This window comes from Enterobacter sp. LU1 (genome assembly GCF_008271405.2).
Classification (GTDB): domain Bacteria; phylum Pseudomonadota; class Gammaproteobacteria; order Enterobacterales; family Enterobacteriaceae; genus Enterobacter; species Enterobacter hormaechei_C.
Map to the genome: position 1 here is coordinate 3,971,420 of NZ_CP043438.2, position 19,144 is coordinate 3,990,563.

The 19,144-nt window shown below is 56.0% G+C and carries 14 protein-coding genes and 1 other RNA gene; 3 read left to right on the plus strand and 12 right to left on the minus strand.

Annotation, left to right across the window (positions count from 1 at the left end):
• Positions 1 to 18: 18 nt before the first annotated feature.
• The 11 genes from FZF21_RS18985 to garL all read right to left on the minus strand — a co-directional run bounded on the left by FZF21_RS18985 (position 19) and on the right by garL (position 13,812).
• Positions 19 to 1,323, minus strand: coding sequence for a serine dehydratase subunit alpha family protein (locus tag FZF21_RS18985; protein WP_015571948.1), 1,305 nt, complete (start codon positions 1,321 to 1,323; stop codon positions 19 to 21).
• A gap of 20 nt (positions 1,324 to 1,343) precedes the next feature.
• Complete coding sequence (locus FZF21_RS18990) at positions 1,344 to 2,675, minus strand: amino acid permease (protein WP_017693942.1); 1,332 nt, start codon at positions 2,673 to 2,675, stop codon at positions 1,344 to 1,346.
• A 274-nt stretch (positions 2,676 to 2,949) separates the two neighbouring features.
• Positions 2,950 to 5,244 carry a formate C-acetyltransferase gene (pflB, locus tag FZF21_RS18995; protein ID WP_017382432.1) on the minus strand — a complete coding sequence of 765 codons (2,295 nt, stop codon included), beginning with the start codon at positions 5,242 to 5,244 and terminating at the stop codon, positions 2,950 to 2,952.
• A 15-nt stretch (positions 5,245 to 5,259) separates the two neighbouring features.
• Positions 5,260 to 6,468, minus strand: a complete 1,209-nt coding sequence (tdcD, locus tag FZF21_RS19000; protein WP_149121171.1) for a propionate kinase — start codon at positions 6,466 to 6,468, stop codon at positions 5,260 to 5,262.
• A 30-nt stretch (positions 6,469 to 6,498) separates the two neighbouring features.
• A complete protein-coding gene (gene tdcC, locus FZF21_RS19005; RefSeq protein WP_006812083.1) occupies positions 6,499 to 7,830 on the minus strand; it encodes a threonine/serine transporter TdcC in 1,332 nt (443 codons plus the stop codon).
• Between the two features lie 10 nt (positions 7,831 to 7,840).
• Positions 7,841 to 8,830 (minus strand): bifunctional threonine ammonia-lyase/L-serine ammonia-lyase TdcB, encoded by a 990-nt coding sequence (gene tdcB / locus FZF21_RS19010; RefSeq protein WP_023304478.1) that lies wholly within the window; start codon positions 8,828 to 8,830, stop codon positions 7,841 to 7,843.
• Positions 8,831 to 8,925: 95 nt separating this feature from the next.
• Positions 8,926 to 9,846 (minus strand): transcriptional regulator TdcA, encoded by a 921-nt coding sequence (gene tdcA / locus FZF21_RS19015; RefSeq protein WP_006812085.1) that lies wholly within the window; start codon positions 9,844 to 9,846, stop codon positions 8,926 to 8,928.
• 672 nt (positions 9,847 to 10,518) lie between these two features.
• An RNA gene (gene rnpB, locus FZF21_RS19020) (RNase P RNA component class A) lies at positions 10,519 to 10,895 on the minus strand.
• Between the two features lie 32 nt (positions 10,896 to 10,927).
• Positions 10,928 to 12,073, minus strand: coding sequence for a glycerate 2-kinase (garK, locus tag FZF21_RS19025; RefSeq protein ID WP_032672038.1), 1,146 nt, complete (start codon positions 12,071 to 12,073; stop codon positions 10,928 to 10,930).
• 56 nt (positions 12,074 to 12,129) lie between these two features.
• Positions 12,130 to 13,020, minus strand: coding sequence for a 2-hydroxy-3-oxopropionate reductase (garR, locus tag FZF21_RS19030; RefSeq protein ID WP_017382435.1), 891 nt, complete (start codon positions 13,018 to 13,020; stop codon positions 12,130 to 12,132).
• 21 nt (positions 13,021 to 13,041) lie between these two features.
• The gene (garL, locus tag FZF21_RS19035) at positions 13,042 to 13,812 is read right to left on the minus strand and encodes a 2-dehydro-3-deoxyglucarate aldolase (protein ID WP_149121170.1); all 771 of its coding nucleotides are present in this window, start codon (positions 13,810 to 13,812) and stop codon (positions 13,042 to 13,044) included.
• 367 nt (positions 13,813 to 14,179) lie between these two features.
• Between garL and garD the strand changes: the two genes are divergently transcribed.
• Positions 14,180 to 15,751, plus strand: coding sequence for a galactarate dehydratase (gene garD, locus FZF21_RS19040; RefSeq protein WP_017382436.1), 1,572 nt, complete (start codon positions 14,180 to 14,182; stop codon positions 15,749 to 15,751).
• Between the two features lie 540 nt (positions 15,752 to 16,291).
• On the opposite strand, the gene FZF21_RS19045 is transcribed toward garD, so the two are convergent.
• On the minus strand, positions 16,292 to 17,095 hold the full coding sequence (locus FZF21_RS19045; protein WP_017693937.1) for a DeoR family transcriptional regulator: 804 nt from the start codon (positions 17,093 to 17,095) through the stop codon (positions 16,292 to 16,294).
• 239 nt (positions 17,096 to 17,334) lie between these two features.
• Here FZF21_RS19045 and kbaZ point away from each other — a divergent pair, with 239 nt between their 5' ends.
• Both kbaZ and agaV read left to right on the plus strand, forming a co-directional pair.
• The gene (gene kbaZ / locus FZF21_RS19050) at positions 17,335 to 18,642 is read left to right on the plus strand and encodes a tagatose-bisphosphate aldolase subunit KbaZ (protein ID WP_032649636.1); all 1,308 of its coding nucleotides are present in this window, start codon (positions 17,335 to 17,337) and stop codon (positions 18,640 to 18,642) included.
• 19 nt (positions 18,643 to 18,661) lie between these two features.
• Entirely contained in the window at positions 18,662 to 19,135 is a 474-nt protein-coding gene (gene agaV / locus FZF21_RS19055; protein ID WP_003861728.1) for a PTS N-acetylgalactosamine transporter subunit IIB, read from the plus strand.
• The last annotated feature ends 9 nt before the right edge of the window (positions 19,136 to 19,144 follow it).

The following is a 19,144-nucleotide window of genomic DNA, read 5'->3' on the forward strand; positions in this document are numbered from 1 at the left end:
GTAACGGGTTGGATTAAATCACAACACCTTACTCGCCATAATTTCAATGATCTGCCGGTCCGTCGCCTGCATTGAGCGGCACGCCAGGGCGCACAGGTTAGAGATAGACTGTTCCACGTCGTGCGCCACAATCCCCTCGTTACCCGTCACGGCAGTATCATCCAGCGCCATCATCACGGCTTTCCAGGCGCTGGTGACGCTGGTCGAGACCTTCATTGCGCAGCTGTTAGAGGCCCCATCGCAGATCATCCCGCTCACGTCGCCGATCATACTGCCGATCGCCATGGCAATGGTCTGGTAAGATCCGCCCATCAGCCACGCCATCCCCGCCGCAGCCCCCATTCCGGCCGTTGTCGCCGCGCACAACGCGGACAAGCGCGGAAGCTGGTAGTGGATATAGATAGCCGACAGATGCGAGAGCATCAGCGCCCGCGCCAGCCGTTCGTCATCGGCCTGAACGTGCTCAGCCACCACCACTACCGGCATGGTGGCGGTGATGCCCTGATTCCCGGAACCCGAGTTGCTCATCGCCGGCAGCGTCGCGCCTCCCATGCGGGCATCCGAGGCTGCGCTGGTGCGGATAATAATGTCTGAACCCAGATCCTGCGCCATCCAGCCGCGTGCGCGCTGTTTATTGAGCGTCGCGCCAATATGCAGCCCCCAGTTGCCACGCAAACCTTCGCGGGAGAGCGCATCGTTCAGCCGCCCCGCATCGAGGATAAAGCGGATCGCGTCGAACGGCACCTGCTCTACAAACTCAAGGATCTGCGACAGCGTGGTGGTCGAGAGTACCGCCAGCGGATCGTCGTTGTTCTGGCTCTGACGATCGTCAAGCCTGAAGCGCGTTTCGCCCTGACAAACTACCTCCACCACGCGAGTGTGCCCGCCAGCGATGGTCACCATCGCCGAGGATTCACCGACGTAAACGCAGGCGCGTGAATAGAGGATCTCCTCGCACGGCTCCTGCAATTTCACCTGCACCAGACCCGCGTTCAGCAGTGCTTTGGCGCGCGTTAGCGCCTCGGCCGACGCGTCTTTCAACACCTCCAGCCCGGCGTGTGCATTACCGCCTGTCGCCCCCAGCGCGGCCGCGATGGGTAAACCGACCATACCGGTGCCGGGCACCGTTACGCCAAGCCCGTTTTTCATCAGGTTCGGCGATACCCACGCCTCGATACGCGTCACCTCACCGTCAAGCTGTCCGGCAGCCATCGCGCACGCCAGCGCCAGCGAGACGGGTTCGGTACAGCCCAGCGCAGGCTTTACCTCTTCCTGCACAGCGCGAATAAAATGGTTCCATAAAGGATTAATTTGCTCAGACATCGTTACGACCTTATTTAACCTCATGAGAAGGCGAGGAAAGGAGAAACACAAAGCAGCAGCCCGGTAATCACAATAATCACCAGCGATACGCCTTTATATTTATGAAGTGCGGGCACTTTGTAGACCAGCCACGCCGGAATTAAGCAGCCCACCATCCCGAAAATAGGGCTACAGATGGAGGTGAAGCTCAGCACCGGCGCGTTTAACACAATCGCGCTCCAGGCCAGCAGGATAGCGAACAGCATAATCCCGCGCTGGACGGTGCTTTCATTGATTTTCTCCGCCGGCATTTTGCGGCGCAGGATGTTCATCACGATGCCCTGCGTCGCCTCACGAAAGCCGAGATAGACGCCAAAGAACGCGGTCATCACGGCAAAAATGTTGAGGATCACGCTGACGATTTTGACCCAGCCCGCACCGTCACCGCTGATGAACTGTGCTGCGATTGCCAGGGCGGAAATATTCTGCTCGTAGGCTTTTACCGCCTCGTCGTGCCCCATCGCCAGCGTAAAGGAGACCGCGTAGAAAAAGACCGTCACAAACAGCACGCCAAAAGCGATATTCATTGCCCGCAGCGCTTTATGACGCGCCACCTCAACGGATTTTTCCCGTGAACGATAGGAAATCACCATCGGGCTTAATGTCTGAATAAACAGAATGGAGGTTAAGGTGAAAGGCAGCGTAATAATGGCGTTTTTAATCAGCAGGCCCATCGGCGGCAGCATACCGACGTTGGCTAAATGCCAGAGGCCAATCATCGAAAGCCCCAGCGCCGCCACCACAAATAATTTGGTCAGCACCATCAGGCTGGAGACTTTAAACAGCAGTTTTTCACCGCGCGACGAAATGGCGACCAGAATGCAGATCAGGAATAAGCCGTAGAACGGATTTTCCGACAGCAAACCGTCGGTTACGCCGAAGGTGTGTAGGTAGGATGCGCTGTCGTTGGTGATAGCCGTGGAATAGACAAACATCCAGATCACCAGCATCACGAAATAAAGCGCACCCAATAAGATGCCCCAGTTTTTACCTAAATAACCGCTAATGACGCTCGGGTAATCTTTGCATTCCGGTGATTCCGCCAGCGTATTAATAAACAGGCGCTGGAACAGGTACATAGCCGGATAACCAATTATCGACGAGAGTAAAAACACCCACAGCCCCATTAACCCGACCTGCACAGGAAGAAAAACGATACCCGCGCCGATAGCCATCCCGATACTCATGATGACCCAGCCCGTATCGGTGCTGTCGAATTTGATCGCCTCTCGCCATTCGCTTTCGCTCATTCCCGCCCGCCTTGCCGCAGGGGAATCACTCACAATCACACTGCTGTTTGTTGCCATATTCATTGGGCACTCGCTTATTTTGTAGGGTAACTGGTTGTTTTTATAAGGTTCCGATCGCCAGCGATTGCGAGTCAGAGGGTGCAGGTGTGAGTTATTGATATGGGAAGATCATATCCGGAGCGCGGGAGAAAAAAGTCACAACTTTTATAGGGATTTTCTAAAGCGAGAGAATAATATTACTTCGGGATAGCAGAAAGGAGAGTAAGTTTTCTAAAATTGACGACGTTCACAAAATTAAAAGCCTCCCCATTTGAGGAGGCTGAAGATGAAGCCTGTATTACATCGCCTGCGTAAACGTCCTCGAAATCACGTCCTGCTGCTGCTCGCGCGTCAGGGCGTTAAACCGCACCGCATAACCTGAAACGCGGATCGTCAGGTTCGGATAGTTCTCCGGATGGGCGACGGCATCCAGCAGCATCTCCCGGTTCATCACGTTGACGTTCAGGTGTTGCCCGCCCTCAATGGTCGCTTCGTGGTGGAAGTATCCGTCCAGCAGCCCGACAAGGTTGGTTTTGCGCACCGGCTCGTCCTTGCCCAGTGCCTGCGGCACGATGGAGAAGGTGTAGGAGATCCCGTCTTTGGCGTAGGTGAACGGCAGCTTGGCGACCGAGGTTAACGACGCCACCGCCCCTTTTCTGTCGCGCCCGTGCATCGGGTTGGCGCCAGGCGCAAACGGCGTGCCGCCGCGACGTCCGTCCGGCGTGTTGCCGGTCTTCTGCCCGTAAACCACGTTGGAGGTGATGGTCAGGATCGACTGCGTCGGTACCGCGTTGCGGTACGTCGGCAGCGCCTGGATTTTCTTCATAAAGCGCTCAACCAGATCGCAGGCGATACTGTCCACGCGATCGTCGTTGTTGCCGTACTGCGGATAGTCGCCTTCGATGACGAAATCCACCGCCAGACCGGTGTGGTCGCGCACCGGTTTTACCGTGGCGTATTTGATGGCCGACAGGGAATCCGCCGCCACCGACAGCCCGGCAATGCCGCAGGCCATGGTGCGGTAGACGTCCCGGTCGTGCAGCGCCATCAGCGAGGCTTCGTAGCTGTATTTATCATGCATATAGTGAATGAGATTCAGCGCGCTGATGTACTGCACCGCCAGCCAGTCCATGAAGTGATCGAGGCTCGCCATTACGGTGTCGTAATCCAGTACCTCCTCCAGCAGCGGCTCGGTTTTCGGCCCCACCTGGATCTTCAGCTTCTCATCCACCCCGCCGTTGATTGCATACAGCAGCGTTTTCGCCAGGTTGGCGCGTGCGCCGAAGAACTGCATCTGCTTGCCGATCACCATCGGGCTGACGCAGCAGGCAATGGCGTAGTCGTCGCTGTTGAAGTCGGCGCGCATCAGATCGTCGTTCTCGTATTGCAGCGAGGAGGTGACGATCGACACCTGCGCGGCGTATTTCTTGAACGCGATCGGCAGTTGTTCGGACCAGAGGATCGTCAGGTTTGGCTCCGGCGCAGGCCCCATGGTGTGCAGGGTATGCAGGTAGCGGAAGCTGTTTTTGGTCACCAGCGTGCGGCCATCCAGCCCCATGCCGCCAATCACTTCCGTGGCCCAGATCGGATCGCCGGAGAAGAGCGTGTCGAACTCCGGCGTGCGCAGGAAGCGTACCATGCGGATCTTCATGATGAAGTGGTCGATCAGCTCCTGGGCCTGCACCTCATTCAGCCGTCCTGCCTGCATGTCGCGTTCAATGTAGATATCAAGGAACGAGGCCGTGCGCCCCAGCGACATCGCCCCGCCATTCTGGGATTTCACTGCGGCAAGGTAGGCAAAGTAGACCCACTGCACCGCTTCCTGCGCATTCATCGCCGGACGTGAAATATCAAAGCCATAGTTCGCCGCCATCTGCTGGATCTGGAGCAACGCACGTTTATGCTCCGCCAGCTCCTCGCGCAGGCGGATCGTGGCCTCCAGATCTTCTCCGCGCTCCAGTTTCCCCTGGAGATCGGCGAACTGAAGTTCACGCTCGCGCACCAGATAGCTGATGCCGTACAGCGCCACGCGACGGTAGTCGCCGATGATGCGTCCGCGCCCGTAGCCGTCCGGCAGACCGGTCAGCACCCCCGATTTGCGGCAGCGCATCATCTCCGGGGAGTAAACGTCAAACACGCCCTGGTTGTGGGTTTTGCGCAGGTCTGTGAAGAGATATTCAAACTGCGGATCCATCTCGCGACCGTAGGCTTCGAACGAGCTGCGGATCATGTTGATCCCGCCGTACGGATGCAGGGCGCGCTTGAGCGGCTTGTCGGTTTGCAGGCCAACGATCGTCTCCAGCTCCTGATCAATATAGCCCGGCCCGTGCGCGGTAATAGTAGTGGCGATGTTGGTGTCAAAATCCACCGGAGCGTGAGTAGCATTCTCCTGACGAATGCCGACCATCACCTTCTGCCACAGCGCCGTCGTTGCTGGCGTCGCCTGCGCGAGGAAAGCTTCATCGCCTTCATAAGGGGTGTAGTTATGCTGAATAAAATCGCGCACGTTAATGGCGTTTTTCCATTCTTCACCGCGAAACCCGGCCCATGCGTCGCTGTAAGGCGCGACGCCCGTATCGATTGTTACTTTCATCAGATTCTCGCTTTATCAGGCGTAAGCCGCAGCCGGAGTAACCTTCCCAAGACGGAGGGCGTCCAGTGCGATCATTTTTTCTTCATTGGTAGGGATCACCGCGCAGGCCGCGCGGGACGACTCGGTGGAGATCACGCGCTCGCCCGCGCTGCCCGGCAGGGCATTTTTGGACTCGTCGAGGATGATGCCAAACACCTTCAGGTGGTCCACCACCAGCGCGCGGATAAGCACGGAGTTCTCACCGATCCCGCCGGTAAACACCACGCCATCCAGACGGTGCAGGGACGCGGCATGACCGGCGATATGTCGCGCAATCCGGTGGACGAAGGTCTTTATTGCCAGCCGCGCCCGCTCGCTGCCGTCATGCCAGGCTTTCTCCAGCGCGCGCAAATCGGAGGAGATGCCAGAGATCCCCAGCAGCCCGGACTCTTTGTTGACCACGCGCTCCAGATCCTCGAACGACTGGCCGGTCTGCCGGGCAATCCACGCCATCGCGCCAAAATCCACGTCGCCGCAGCGCGTGCCCATCACCAGTCCTTCAAGCGGCGTCATCCCCATGGACGTGTCCACGCTTACGCCGTTACGCACCGCGCAGATGGACGCCCCGTTGCCGAGATGGGCAATCACCAGGCCGCTGTCATCGGGAGAGAGCCCGAGCAGCGCGTGCGCCTGCGCCGACACGTAGCGGTGAGAGGTGCCGTGGAAACCGTAGCGGCGCACGCCCAGCTCTTCAAAATAGCGGTACGGCAAGCCGTACAGATACGCCTGCGGCGCCATGGTCTGGTGGAAGCTGGTATCAAATACCGCCACCTGCTGCACGCCGGGGAACAGGCGCCCGGCGGCTTCCACGCCGCTCAGGTTGGCGTAGTTATGCAGCGGCGCCAGCGGGGAGACCTGGCGGATCTGCGCCATCACCTCTTCCGTGATCAGGGTCGACTCGCTGAAGAGGTCGCCGCCGTGGGCAATGCGATGGCCAATCAAGGCCACGCTGCCCATCAGGTTGCGTTTCTCCAGCTCCAGGGCGATGGCGGCCAGCGCCCCTTCGTAGTCCTGGTGAGCCAGTCTGACCGGCTCCCCCCCATTCACGGAAATAAAGGCTTTTTCTGTGTTGATGCCGTCCGCAATGCCCGTCATCAGGGCATCGCAGCCTGCGGCGTCCAGCACCGAGAACTTAACAGAGGACGATCCGCAGTTAATGACCAGTACTACCGGAAACTCAATCATGGTATGGCTCCGCTCTTCCTGAGCTTTGGTTTAAAACAGTTTGTACACGATGTTCAGAATGGTCAGCAGTCCGACCACGGTTACGAAGATGTTCTCGGTCCGGCCTTTATATTTCGCCAGCGCAGGCGCCTTGCGGATGGCGTACATCGGCAGCAGGCACAGCAGAGAGGCGATAATTGGCGCACCCATGGCTTCAATAAGGTCCAGGATGTTCGGGTTGGCGTAGGCCACAATCCAGGTGGAGCCCATGATGAAGACCATGCTGATGGTGTTCAGCTTGCCCACGGAGACTTTCTTCTTGTCGCCCTTGTAACCGAACTTGAGGATCAGACCGTTCAGCCCCTCCAGCGTGCCCAGATAGTGGCCGAAGAAGGATTTAAAGATAGCGACCAGCGCGATGATGGAGGCGCCGTATTCCAGCACCGTGGCGAACGTGGATTTACTGCCTGACATCGACGCGAAGTGGTTCGCCAGGTAAGAGAGCACCGGAATGTTCTGCGCTTTGGCGTCCGCCATGTTCTGCGGAGAGAGCGTAAACAGGCAGCTAAAGGCGAAGAACATCACCACCGCCACCATCAGCAGGCTGGCGCGACCAATGATTTTGGAACATTTCTGCTCGGTAAACTCTTTCCCGAACTCTGGTTCGTACTCTTCGCGTTTGGAGACCACAAACGAGGAGACGATAGGCGAGAAGTTGAAGGAGAAGACCATGATGGAGATCCCCAGCCATACCGTGACCAGAATGCCGTCATGACCGGTGAAGGCGATATCGCTCAGGTTAACCTGGTCGATCACCGCCGAGTTCCAGTACGGGATCAGCGAGAGAGAAATCAACACCAGGCTGGCGATGAACGGGAACACAAGGTAGCTCATCACTTTCACCATCAGGTCTTTACCGAACCAGATAACAAAAGCCATCAGCAGCAGCAGGAATAGCGCCACCACGCCGCGGTTCAGGGCGGGCATCTGGAGCTGGTTTTCCCAGAAGGTCATAAAGGTGTTGGTAATGGTGACGCCGTAAATCCACAGCAGCGGGCAAATGGCAAAGAAGTAGAGGAAGGTGATCACCACCCCGCCGGTCTTACCAAAATGCTCCTCCACCGTTTCGGTGATGTTACCGGAGACGTTACTGCCGGACAAACACAGACGCGCCAGCGCGCGGTGGCAGTAAAACGCAATCGGGAACGCGAGTACCAGCATCAGCAGGATAGGGATCAGGCCGCCAAAGCCTGCACGGATGGGGAAGAACAGCACGCCTGCGCCAATGGCGGTACCAAACAGGCCGAGCGTCCAGGTGGTATCCGATTTACGCCAGGTGGACGTTTTTGTCTGGCCAACGATAATGCTTTCTGTGTTGCTCATAAGTCATCCTTTATGCGTCAACGAAGCCGGTAATTTGGGAAACACGGGAGAGATCGATATTGCCGCCGGAAATAATGCAGACGGTTTTTCGGCCCTGAATATAGTGGTCCAGCTTGCCGCTTAATAACGCCGCGCACGCCAGCGCACCGGCACCTTCCGTGACCACCTTATTTCGCTGAATAAGCGCGATCATGCTGTTGCGAATCTCGTCTTCGCTGACCAGCACAATGTCATCGACTAATTCACGAACAATTTCGAAGGTTAAATTACCTGGGCGAGACACGTCGCAGCCGTCAGCTAATGTGCCGGTAACACGATGACTGGTTATTTCTCCGGCCTGATACGATGCCGCCATTCCGTGCACATTTTCAGACTGCACGCCGATAATATTGATAGTTGGGTTGATGGATTTAATTGCTGTCGCAATACCGGCAATTAAACCGCCGCCGCCGATGGGGACAATCACGTTATCCACGTCATATAAATCTTCGAGGATTTCCAGGCCGATGGTGCCCTGGCCGGCAATGACTTTCGGATCGTCGTAAGGCGGGATAAAAATGCGCCCTTCCATCTCGACGATTTCGCTCACTTTGGCGATGGTGTCGTTAAAGTTCTCGCCGTGCAGCACCACTTCGGCAGAGTAGTCACGCGTGGCGGCAACCTTGGATTTCGGCGCGCCCATCGGCATGACCACTTTGCCGTCGATGCCGAGCATGGCGCAGGAGAGAGAGACCCCCTGCGCGTGGTTCCCTGCGGAACAGGCCACCACGCCCTTGCGTTTTTCCGCATCGGTCAGCGAGCTTAATTTATTAAACGCCCCACGTATTTTAAACGAACCGGTACGCTGCATATTTTCAAATTTCAGGAATATCTCACCCTTACACCGTTCGCTCAGATAATTCGAGCGCGGCATACCGGTTTTATAGATCTTTCCCGCCAGTCTTTTTCTGGCGTCCTGAATATCTTCAATGGTCACCGGGAGATCGTAAGTAATGTGCATAATATCCTCGTTATAATAATTCATTGTTTTCAGGCAAAGTCAGGGTATCAGAGCGTTAAAAGCGTCGCTCCGGGTGTTTTAAATCATCATTATTTCTATCGTCGTTTTTCGATATTCATCGACGAATATTGTTTTGCCAGTTCAACTAATACTGACGCCGATTTTTTAATACTGTAATTTTTTGACCACACGGCGGCATAACGCGCCACGGGTAATTCATCTTCCACCGGCAGAACAATAAACTGGTCCGAGCCGAATGGCGCAATCATGTCACGGGGGATCACCGTCAGGTAATCGGCATTGAGGACAAGGTTATAGATGGTGACGACGGAATCGGTCTGGACGATGTTTTCAATGCTGATGTGGTTGTCTTGCAGGGTGGTCAGGAGTTCGTTGTAGTAGCCCATATCGGTTTGCGGCATCACCCACTGCTCGTGCGTGAGCGATGCCAGTCTGGTCGGGCCGGTGCACGTTCGTGATTTACTCGCCACCAGCACAAACTCGGATTCAAACAGTGGCTCAACGTGAAGATCCTGAAGCTGCATCCCGTCGCTCAGCGTGCCGATGGCGAAATCCAGCCGGCCATCGCGAATGGCGGGCAGGAATGAAGAGAGCTGCGCTTCATACATTGAGACGCGCGCTTTCGGGAACACTTCCTTGAATTTTTTGATCATCCCGGACAGGAAGGTGAAGCCAATCAGCGACGGATAGCCAAAAGAGACGTCCATGACGGTACTGAAACTGAGGCTGTTAATCTCGCTCACCATGTTTTTCATTTCGCGGGTGATCGACTCAGCGTAGGACAGCAGCACCTGACCGGCGGCAGTGAGTTTTACGCCGGTGTTCTTACGCACCATCACTTCCACCCCAAAGTAGGATTCGATGTCGCTGATGATTTTGCTGACGGCAGGTTGCGTCAGCCCCAGTTGTCTTGCAGCAGAACCTATGGAGCCACTTTTGATGACTTCCTGAAATACCACGAGGTGCTGTGTTTTCGGTAGAATAATAGTATTCATAATATTCTGCGCTTATTTCCCTATGACGCAGCGGATTCTACCCAATATTGTTTCAGGGGGTATGTGCTGTTACTCACAATTTGCCAGGACGCTCTGTTTTCAATCGCACCAGAAATCTATTTATGCCTTTATAAATCAAATGCTTATCACAATAAAAATACGCATTTACGCTGATATTGATCAATAAAAAACGCGGTAATAAATTTATTTTATGGCAATAACCAGCGTGAATTTTTTTGCTTTAAAAATATTAATAAAGGCTATCTTTCAGGCAATTAAAGGTTAATAAAACACCATTATTCCTTTAAAACATTTTTGTGGTTTATCAACTTTACCAGGAATATTTATTCACTTTCCGGTTAAAGAGTGGGATATATCACACATTCACCAGAAGAATGTTTTTAGATTCAATATTAAATTATCAAATGAATAACATTCGGCATCACTGACTAAACATTTACAACATCTTATCAACACTAAAATTTTCTAATTTTATAGCGTTAAATTTTGTGATTACGATCATGCGCAGCAGATGAGAGGAACACACAGTCAGGCAAATAGTGAAATGTGCTTAGCGTCGCAAAATTGAGAATTGATGTCGTTTGGCGCTTCGCTTACCCGGCCTGCAACCTTCTGAAAGCAAAAACCCCGCCGAAGCGGGGTTTCGTAAGAAGTTGAAGCTGACCGATAAGCCGGGTTCTGTCGTGGACAGTCATTCATCTAGGCCAGCAATCGCTCACTGGCTCAAGCAGCCTACCCGGGTTCAGTACGGGCCGTACCATGTGAACCCCTATTTGGCCTTGCTCCGGGTGGAGTTTACCGTGCCACGGACTGTTACCAGCCGCGCGGTGCGCTCTTACCGCACCCTTTCACCCTTACCTGATCCCGCTTGCGCGGGCCATCGGCGGTTTGCTCTCTGTTGCACTGGTCGTGGGTTTCCCCCCCAGGCGTTACCTGGCACCCTGCCCTGTGGAGCCCGGACTTTCCTCCCCTCCGCCCGTCTCCCCCAAAAGGGACGACGACGAAGCGGCGACTGTCTGGTCAGCTTCGGCGCGCAGTATAGAGGGTTTGCGCGCCGCTGTCACCCCTGGCTACGCATGCCTACCTGCAATGTGGCCGCGATATTCCGCGAGGCGCGGTAAATGTTGTCATACGCTCCCTGGAACGCCTCTTCCAGTGAACCGATACTGGTCAGTACGCTGAACACCGCGTCGATGCCGTACTGATGCACCACACCCACATCCTGCGTCAGACTTCCGGCAATCCCGATCACCGGCTTATGGTATTTTTTGGCGACGCTCGCCACGCCTACGGGCACTTTGCCATTAATGCTCTGGCTGTCGATGCGCCCTTCCCCGGTCAGCACCCACGTGCAATCGTGAATATGTTCTTCAAGATTGAGCGCCTGAGTGACAATCTCGATGCCGCTTTTCAGCTCAGCGCCCAGGAAGGCCATCAGCGCTGCGCCCATGCCGCCCGCGGCGCCAGCCCCCGGAACCCGGTTGACGTCAATGCGCAGCGATTTTTTGATCACCCCGGCGTAGTGGCTAAGATTGGCGTCGAGTTCGAGGATCATCTCCTCCGTGGCGCCTTTTTGCGGGCCAAAGATACGCGACGCGCCGCTTTCACCGACCAGCGGATTCGTCACGTCACAGGCGACGCGGATTGCGCATCCCTGAAGACGCGGATCGAGATCGGAAATATCAATCCGGTTAAGCGCCATCAGGCTGCCGCCGCCGTAGCCGATCTCCGTCCCGTTCGCATCCGTAAACTTCGCGCCCAGCGCCTGCATCATACCCGCGCCCCCATCGTTGGTTGCGCTCCCGCCGATACCGATAATGATGTTGCGCGCGCCTTTATCCAGCGCGCTGAGGATCAGCTCCCCCGTCCCGCGCGACGTCGTGACCAGCGGGTTACGCTGCGCGGGAGGAACAAGCACCAGGCCGCTGGCGGCGGCCATCTCGATAAACGCGGTGGTACCGTCGCCCGAGATCCCCCAACTGGCCTTCACCTTTTCCCCTAACGGGCCGGTGACGACAGCCTGCTGCCAGGTGCCCTGCGTCGCGGCGATCATCGCTTCAACCGTACCTTCTCCGCCGTCAGCAACGGGAACAGACACGTAATGAGCGTCGGGGAAAATTTCCCGAAATCCTTTTTCTATCGCCTGCGCCACCTCGGTGGCAGACAGGCTTTCTTTATAAGAGTCTGGCGCGATTACGATTTTCATAGTTGTATGCCTGAGCCGTAGGCCCGGTAAGCGTAACGCCACCGGGCGGGACGTCATTAGCGAGCAATTTCAACCTTCGCCAGTTTTTCGTAATAGCACGCTAACGCGCTGTGATCGGCGGTGCCCAGACCGTCCGCACGCAGCGCCTGCATCATCTCCATGACGGCGGCAGTCAGCGGCAACTGCGCGCCCACGCCGTGGGAGGTATCCAGCGCATTCGCCAGATCCTTAATGTGCAGATCGATGCGGAAGCCCGGCCTGAAGTTACGATCCATCACCATCGGCGCCTTGGCATCCAGCACGGTGCTGCCCGCCAGACCACCGCGAATGGCCTGATAGACCAGATCCGGATTAACGCCCGCTTTGGTGGCCAGCGTCAGCGCTTCGGACATGGCCGCGATGTTTAACGCCACAATCACCTGGTTTGCCAGCTTGGTGACGTTGCCTGCGCCAATTTCACCGGTGTGCACCACGGAGCCAGCCATGGCTTTCATCAGGTCGTAGTATTTGTCAAACACGGCTTTATCGCCCCCCACCATCACCGACAAGGTGCCGTCGATGGCTTTCGGTTCGCCGCCGCTGACCGGCGCATCCAGCATTTCCACGCCTTTCGCTTTCAGCGCCTCGCTGATTTCGCGGCTTGCCAGCGGTGCGATAGAACTCATGTCGATCACCACCAGACCCGGCTTCGCGCCGTCGATAATGCCGTTCTCACCCAGCGCCACCTCTTTCACGTGCGGGGAGTTTGGCAGCATGGTGATAATTACGTCGCACTGCTCAGCAATCGCTTTTGCGGTTGTCGCCGTTTCTGCGCCAGCCGCAATCACCTCTGCCACCGCGTCTGAATTCCGATCTAAAACCACCAGTGAGTAACCTGCTTTGATGAGGTTTTTGCTCATTGGTTTGCCCATGATACCCAGGCCAATAAAACCCACTTTCAGCGTCATAATCTGTTTCCTCAATGATGGTTATTTTTTAAAAGCGTCCGCTAATTTCTGCGTGGCGGCGCGGAATACGCCGAGATCGCTGCCCACGGCGACAAACGTTGCGCCCCACTCCAGGTAGCGGCGGGCATCGGCTTCCACTGGCGCCAGAATGCCGCACGGTTTACCGTGCGCTTTGGCACGGGCAAAAATGTGCTGAATTGCGCGCTGCACGTCCGGATGGCTGGCGTTGCCCAGATGACCAAAGGCGGCCGCCAGATCGCTCGGGCCGACGAAAATGCCGTCTACCCCCTCCGTCGCGGCAATAGCGTCGACGTTATCGACCCCCTGCTGGCTCTCGACCTGAACCAGAATGGTGATGTTCTTGTTGGACTGGGCGAAATAGTCCGGCACGGTGCCAAACATGTTGGCGCGGTGCGAGACGGACACGCCGCGGATCCCTTCCGGTGGATAGCGGGTCGCCGCCACGGCCAGCACCGCTTCTTCTTCCGTTTCAACAAACGGGATCAGAAAGTTGTTGAAGCCGATATCCAGCAGACGCTTGATGATCACCGGCTCGTTGGTGGGCACACGCACCACCGGCGCGCTGTGGCTGCCTTTCAGCGCCATCAGCTGCGGAATAAACGTGTTGATATCGTTTGGCGCATGTTCGCCGTCCAGCACCAGCCAGTCGAACCCGGCCAGGCCCAGCACTTCGGTGCTGATGGGGTTGGCCAGCGCAGACCAGCAGCCAATCTGAATCTGGTGCGCCGCGAGGGCCGCTTTAAATTTATTCGGGAAGATGTCGTTACTCATTACTTATACCTTTTTTAATTCCGCAGTTTTAGCCAGTAGCTTTTCTTATTTATTCCGACTCAGCGTCAGCGTTATATTTATTTTCCTGACTGAATTTTGGCGTTATAAAATCGTCATTCAGTATAATCGTCACCACCCGGCAGCACATTGTCTCAATGCTCAATTATCCAACGGGAGTAGCACGCTATTTTGAGCATATGCCCAACACAGTGGGCGCTGATGCACAGAATCAACGATTAGTGGTTCGGGAGCGATCGCTATCACATTCTCACCTTTCCTCTCCTGGCATTCTTTATTTCCTCAATAAGAAACAATTAACCATCTGGCTATATTTAGTATCAGATATTTTGCTGGAGAAGAGTGAACAATGGCCGATATTGAAATTCGACAGGCGTCGCCGACGGCGTTCTATATAAAAGTGCACGATACCGATAACGTGGCGATTATTGTCAACGACAATGGCTTAAAAGCTGGCACCCGCTTTCCGGATGGCCTGGAGCTGATTGAGCACATTCCGCAGGGGCATAAAGTCGCACTGGTCGATATCCCGGCGCAGGGCGAAATCGTGCGCTACGGCGAAGTCATCGGCTATGCGGTGCGCGCTATCCCGCAGGGTAGCTGGATTGAGGAGTCGCTGGTTGAGCTGCCCACCGCCCCGCCGCTGGAGTCGTTGCCGCTGGCTACCCGCGTCCCTGAGCCGTTGCCTCCGCTGGAGGGTTATACCTTCGAGGGTTACCGCAACGCGGATGGCAGCGTGGGAACCAAAAACCTGCTTGGCATCACCACCAGCGTGCATTGCGTGGCGGGCGTAGTGGATTATGTGGTGAAAATTATTGAGCGCGATCTGTTGCCGAAATACCCCAACGTTGACGGCGTGGTGGGTCTTAACCACCTGTACGGCTGCGGCGTGGCGATCAACGCGCCCGCAGCGGTCGTGCCGATCCGCACGATTCACAATATCGCCCTTAACCCAAACTTTGGCGGTGAGGTCATGGTGATTGGTCTCGGCTGTGAAAAATTGCAGCCAGAACGCCTGTTGCAGGGTACGGAGGATGTGAAAGCCATTCCGGTTGACGATGCCAGTGTTGTGCGACTTCAGGATGAACACCATGTCGGCTTCAGATCGATGGTCGACGACATTTTACAGGTGGCAGAGCGCCATCTGGAGAAGCTGAACAAACGCCAGCGTGAAACCTGCCCGGCCTCTGAACTGGTCGTTGGGACACAGTGTGGCGGCAGCGATGCGTTTTCCGGCGTCACCGCTAACCCGGCGGTAGGTTATGCCTCCGATCTGTTCGTGCGCTGCGGCGCCACGGTGATGTTCTCCGAAGTCACCGAAGTACGTGATGCTATCCACCTGCTCACGCCGCGCGCCGTCAACGAAGAGGTGGGCAAACGCCTGCTGGAGGAGATGGCCTGGTACGATAACTATCTCGACATGGGCAAAACCGACCGCAGCGCCAACCCGTCTCCGGGTAACAAGAAAGGCGGCCTGGCGAACGTGGTGGAAAAGGCCCTCGGGTCGATTGCCAAATCCGGCCAGAGCGCGATTGTGGAAGTGCTCTCCCCTGGCCAGCGACCAACCAAACGCGGTCTGATCTACGCGGCAACGCCTGCCAGTGATTTCGTTTGCGGCACCCAGCAGGTAGCGTCCGGCATTACGGTACAGGTCTTTACCACCGGGCGCGGCACGCCGTACGGCCTGATGGCGGTACCGGTGATCAAAATGGCGACCCGCACCGAGCTGGCAAACCGCTGGTATGACTTAATGGATATCAACGCGGGCACCATCGCCACCGGGGAAGAGAGTATTGAAGAGGTGGGCTGGAAGCTGTTCCACTTCATTCTGGATGTGGCAAGCGGGCGGAAGAAAACCTTCTCCGATCAATGGGGATTGCATAACTCGCTGGCGGTGTTTAACCCGGCGCCGGTGACCTGATGGCCCCTCACCCTGCCCTCTCCCCACCGGGGAGAGGGTAAAAAACCGCACCGGGCAGTCCCCTCTCCCCTATGGAGCTGAGGGTTCCCCACAAAATAATGCCTGCACAGACGGCCCCCTCTCCCTTGAGGGAGAGGGCTGGGGTGAGGGGGAACATACGGCTCTGGTGGTCATTCCGTTCACTTTATGTTCCTTGCTACTCTGTCACGACATGACCGGTGAACGTGCCAGGGTGGCTCAGTCGCCACCACCCTGGCGACCCGGGCTTCCGGCGGTAAATCGCCGCTTCGCGGTGCCTTCGGCATATTCCTTCCGGCTTATCGGGGACGGGCGGAGGTAACATCCCTGTAAAGCCCGCCCTCTCGGCGCATCCCTGCGCCTCGCCCCGGCCTACAGGAAACGCCTCAGCGATTTACAGCCGGACCGAGGCATCGCTGAAAGCCCTCAGTTATTCTGAGGCAACGTTATCGCTTTTGCTTTCAAATTACTGGGGAACCCTCTCCCTATGGGGAGAGGGTTAGGGAGAGAGGAAAAGCCCCTTTAGACCAGCACCACATCGATCCCGCTTTTGCGTAATCCTTCAAGGCTTTCCGCCGGAATGCCTTCATCAACGATAATCATGTCGATCCGCTGAGTATCAATGATTTTATGCAGGCTTGAACGGTTAAACTTGCTGGAGTCAGTGACAACGATAATACGCTCCGCCACCTCGCACATTTTGCGGTTCAGACGGGCTTCATCCTCGTTATGCGTACTCACCCCCCGGTCGAGATCGATGGCATCGACGCCCAGGAAAAGCAGGTCAAAATGATAATTCTGTAAGGACTGCTCCGCCTGGTCGCCGTAGAAGGACTGCGACTGACGGCGCAAGTGCCCGCCGGTCATCAGCAGCTCCACGCCCTCCGCTTCCAGCAGCGCGTTTGCCACGTTCATCCCGTTGGTCATGGCAATGACATCGGTGTGCTGGCGCAGCATGCGGGCAATTTCAAAGGTTGTGGTGCCGGAGTCCAGAATAATGCGGTGACCCGGCTTCACCAGTTCAGCCGCCGCCTGCGCGATGCTGCGCTTCACTGCCGTATTAAGGGAACTTTTGTCCTCAACGGACGGCTCCACGCCGGGGGCATTGCCTTCGCAAATCAGCGCGCCGCCGTAAGCGCGAACGGCAATCCCCTGCTTTTCCAGAAAGGCCAGATCGTTACGGATCGTCACCGTCGACACGCCGAATAAAAGAGAAAGATCGTTAACCTGCACGCTTCCCTGCGCCCGCAACCGCTGAATGATCTGCTCTCGCCTTTCACTGGTGCCGGTGATGCGCTTCTCTGCGGATGAATCGGTGCTGCTCATACGAGCTCCTTAGTAAATACACTTTCGTTTCATTTCGTTTTGCTTATTAACGCCTTTCTTTTGAGGGAATGCAAGCCCTGTATGGTGTGCGGACGCAAGCTTAATCGCCGCTGAAACCTTTCATTATGTTTCTTTTGTGAAACAGATCGGAAAACTATTATCTTTCGTTTTATTTTTACCTCACCATAATGCAGTATCAAATGAAACAAAACGAAAGATGAATACCAACACCATCCGAAATGGAGAGGAAAGTGAAACATCTGACAGAAATGGTGGAACAACATAAACGGGGGAATACAAACGGGATTTATGCCGTCTGTTCCGCACATCCACTGGTACTTGAAGCTGCTCTACGTTACGCCCATTCACAACAGACGCCCCTGCTGATAGAAGCCACCTCAAACCAGGTGGATCAGTTTGGCGGTTATACCGGTATGACGCCCGCCGATTTTTATGGGTTTGTCTGCAAGCTGGCGGGATCTCTTGGTTTCCCCACCTCGCAGCTGATCCTTGGCGGCGATCATTTAGGTCCAAACCGCTGGCAAAACCTGCCGGCTTCGCAGGCGATGGCGAACGCCGACGATCTGATCAGAAGCTACGTGGCGGCCGGATTTAAAAAAATTCACCTCGATTGCAGCATGTCCTGCGAAGACGACCCGGTTCCGTTAACCGATGCAATCGTTGCCGGGCGTGCCGCTCGGCTGGCTAAAATTGCCGAAACCACCTGTCTCGAGCAATTTGGCGTAGCCGATCTGGTCTACGTTATCGGCACGGAAGTTCCGGTTCCCGGTGGGGCACACGAGACGCTGACCGAGCTTGAGGTCACCACGCCAGAGGCGGCACGCGCCACGCTTGAGGCACACCGCCACGCATTCGAGAAGGAAGGGTTAAGCGACATCTGGCCGCGCATTATTGGCCTGGTGGTTCAGCCTGGCGTTGAGTTCGACCATGCGCAGGTTTGTGACTATCAACCGCATAAAGCCGTCGCGCTGAGCGAGATGGTTGAAGCCTACGACACGCTTGTATTTGAAGCACACTCTACCGATTACCAGACGCCGCAGGCGCTGCGCCAGTTGGTGAAAGATCACTTCGCCATTCTGAAAGTCGGCCCTGCGCTAACCTTCGCGCTGCGCGAAGCGCTGTTCTCACTGGCAGCAATTGAAGAAGAGCTGCTGCCGGCAAAAGCCTGCTCAGGGCTGCGTCACGTCCTGGAAAACGTGATGCTAGATCGCCCGGAATACTGGCAAAGCCACTATCACGGCGACGGCAATGCCCGTCGCCTGGCGCGCGGTTACAGCTATTCCGACCGCGTGCGCTATTACTGGCCAGACAGCCAGATTGACGACGCCTTTGAGCGGCTGGTACGCAACCTGGCGGATGAACCGATCCCGCTGCCGCTGATCAGCCAGTATCTGCCGTTGCAGTACAGCAAAGTTCGCGATGGCGCTCTCAGGTCCACACCACGGGAACTCATCCTCGACCACATTCAGGACATACTCCAGCAGTACCATGCCGCCTGCGAAGGCGTAACGACTCAACACGCATAATTAAAAAGAGGAAAACGCTATGCCAAACATTGTCTTATGCCGCATTGATGAACGCCTGATCCACGGTCAGGTGGGCGTACAGTGGGTGGGGTTTGCGGGGGCGAACCTGGTGCTGGTGGCAAATGACGAGGTTGCAGACGATCCGGTTCAGCAAAACCTGATGGAGATGGTGCTGGCGGAAGGCATCGCCGTGCGTTTCTGGTCCCTGCAAAAAGTGATCGACAACATTCATCGCGCCGCCGACCGGCAGAAAATTCTGCTGGTCTGTAAAACACCGGCTGATTTTTTAACGCTGGTCGAGGGCGGCGTGCCCATCACCCGTATTAACGTCGGAAATATGCATTACGCCAGTGGCAAACAGCAAATTGCCAAAACGGTATCTGTAGACGCGAACGATATCGCCGCGTTTAACGGCCTGAAGGCGGCCGGAGTGGAATGCTTCGTTCAGGGCGTTCCAACAGAGACTGCTTTGGATCTCTTTAAACTGCTCTGAGGGATTCAC

Coding starts and splice junctions, on each gene's coding strand:
- FZF21_RS18985 (WP_015571948.1), bottom strand. CDS start 1,323: ATGTCTGAGCAAATTAATCCTTTATGGAACCATTTTATTCGCGCTGTG.
- FZF21_RS18990 (WP_017693942.1), bottom strand. CDS start 2,675: ATGAATATGGCAACAAACAGCAGTGTGATTGTGAGTGATTCCCCTGCG.
- pflB (WP_017382432.1), bottom strand. CDS start 5,244: ATGAAAGTAACAATCGATACGGGCGTCGCGCCTTACAGCGACGCATGG.
- tdcD (WP_149121171.1), bottom strand. CDS start 6,468: ATGATTGAGTTTCCGGTAGTACTGGTCATTAACTGCGGATCGTCCTCT.
- tdcC (WP_006812083.1), bottom strand. CDS start 7,830: ATGAGCAACACAGAAAGCATTATCGTTGGCCAGACAAAAACGTCCACC.
- tdcB (WP_023304478.1), bottom strand. CDS start 8,830: ATGCACATTACTTACGATCTCCCGGTGACCATTGAAGATATTCAGGAC.
- tdcA (WP_006812085.1), bottom strand. CDS start 9,846: ATGAATACTATTATTCTACCGAAAACACAGCACCTCGTGGTATTTCAG.
- garK (WP_032672038.1), bottom strand. CDS start 12,073: ATGAAAATCGTAATCGCGCCAGACTCTTATAAAGAAAGCCTGTCTGCC.
- garR (WP_017382435.1), bottom strand. CDS start 13,020: ATGACGCTGAAAGTGGGTTTTATTGGCCTGGGTATCATGGGCAAACCA.
- garL (WP_149121170.1), bottom strand. CDS start 13,812: ATGAGTAACGACATCTTCCCGAATAAATTTAAAGCGGCCCTCGCGGCG.
- garD (WP_017382436.1), top strand. CDS start 14,180: ATGGCCGATATTGAAATTCGACAGGCGTCGCCGACGGCGTTCTATATA.
- FZF21_RS19045 (WP_017693937.1), bottom strand. CDS start 17,095: ATGAGCAGCACCGATTCATCCGCAGAGAAGCGCATCACCGGCACCAGT.
- kbaZ (WP_032649636.1), top strand. CDS start 17,335: ATGGAGAGGAAAGTGAAACATCTGACAGAAATGGTGGAACAACATAAA.
- agaV (WP_003861728.1), top strand. CDS start 18,662: ATGCCAAACATTGTCTTATGCCGCATTGATGAACGCCTGATCCACGGT.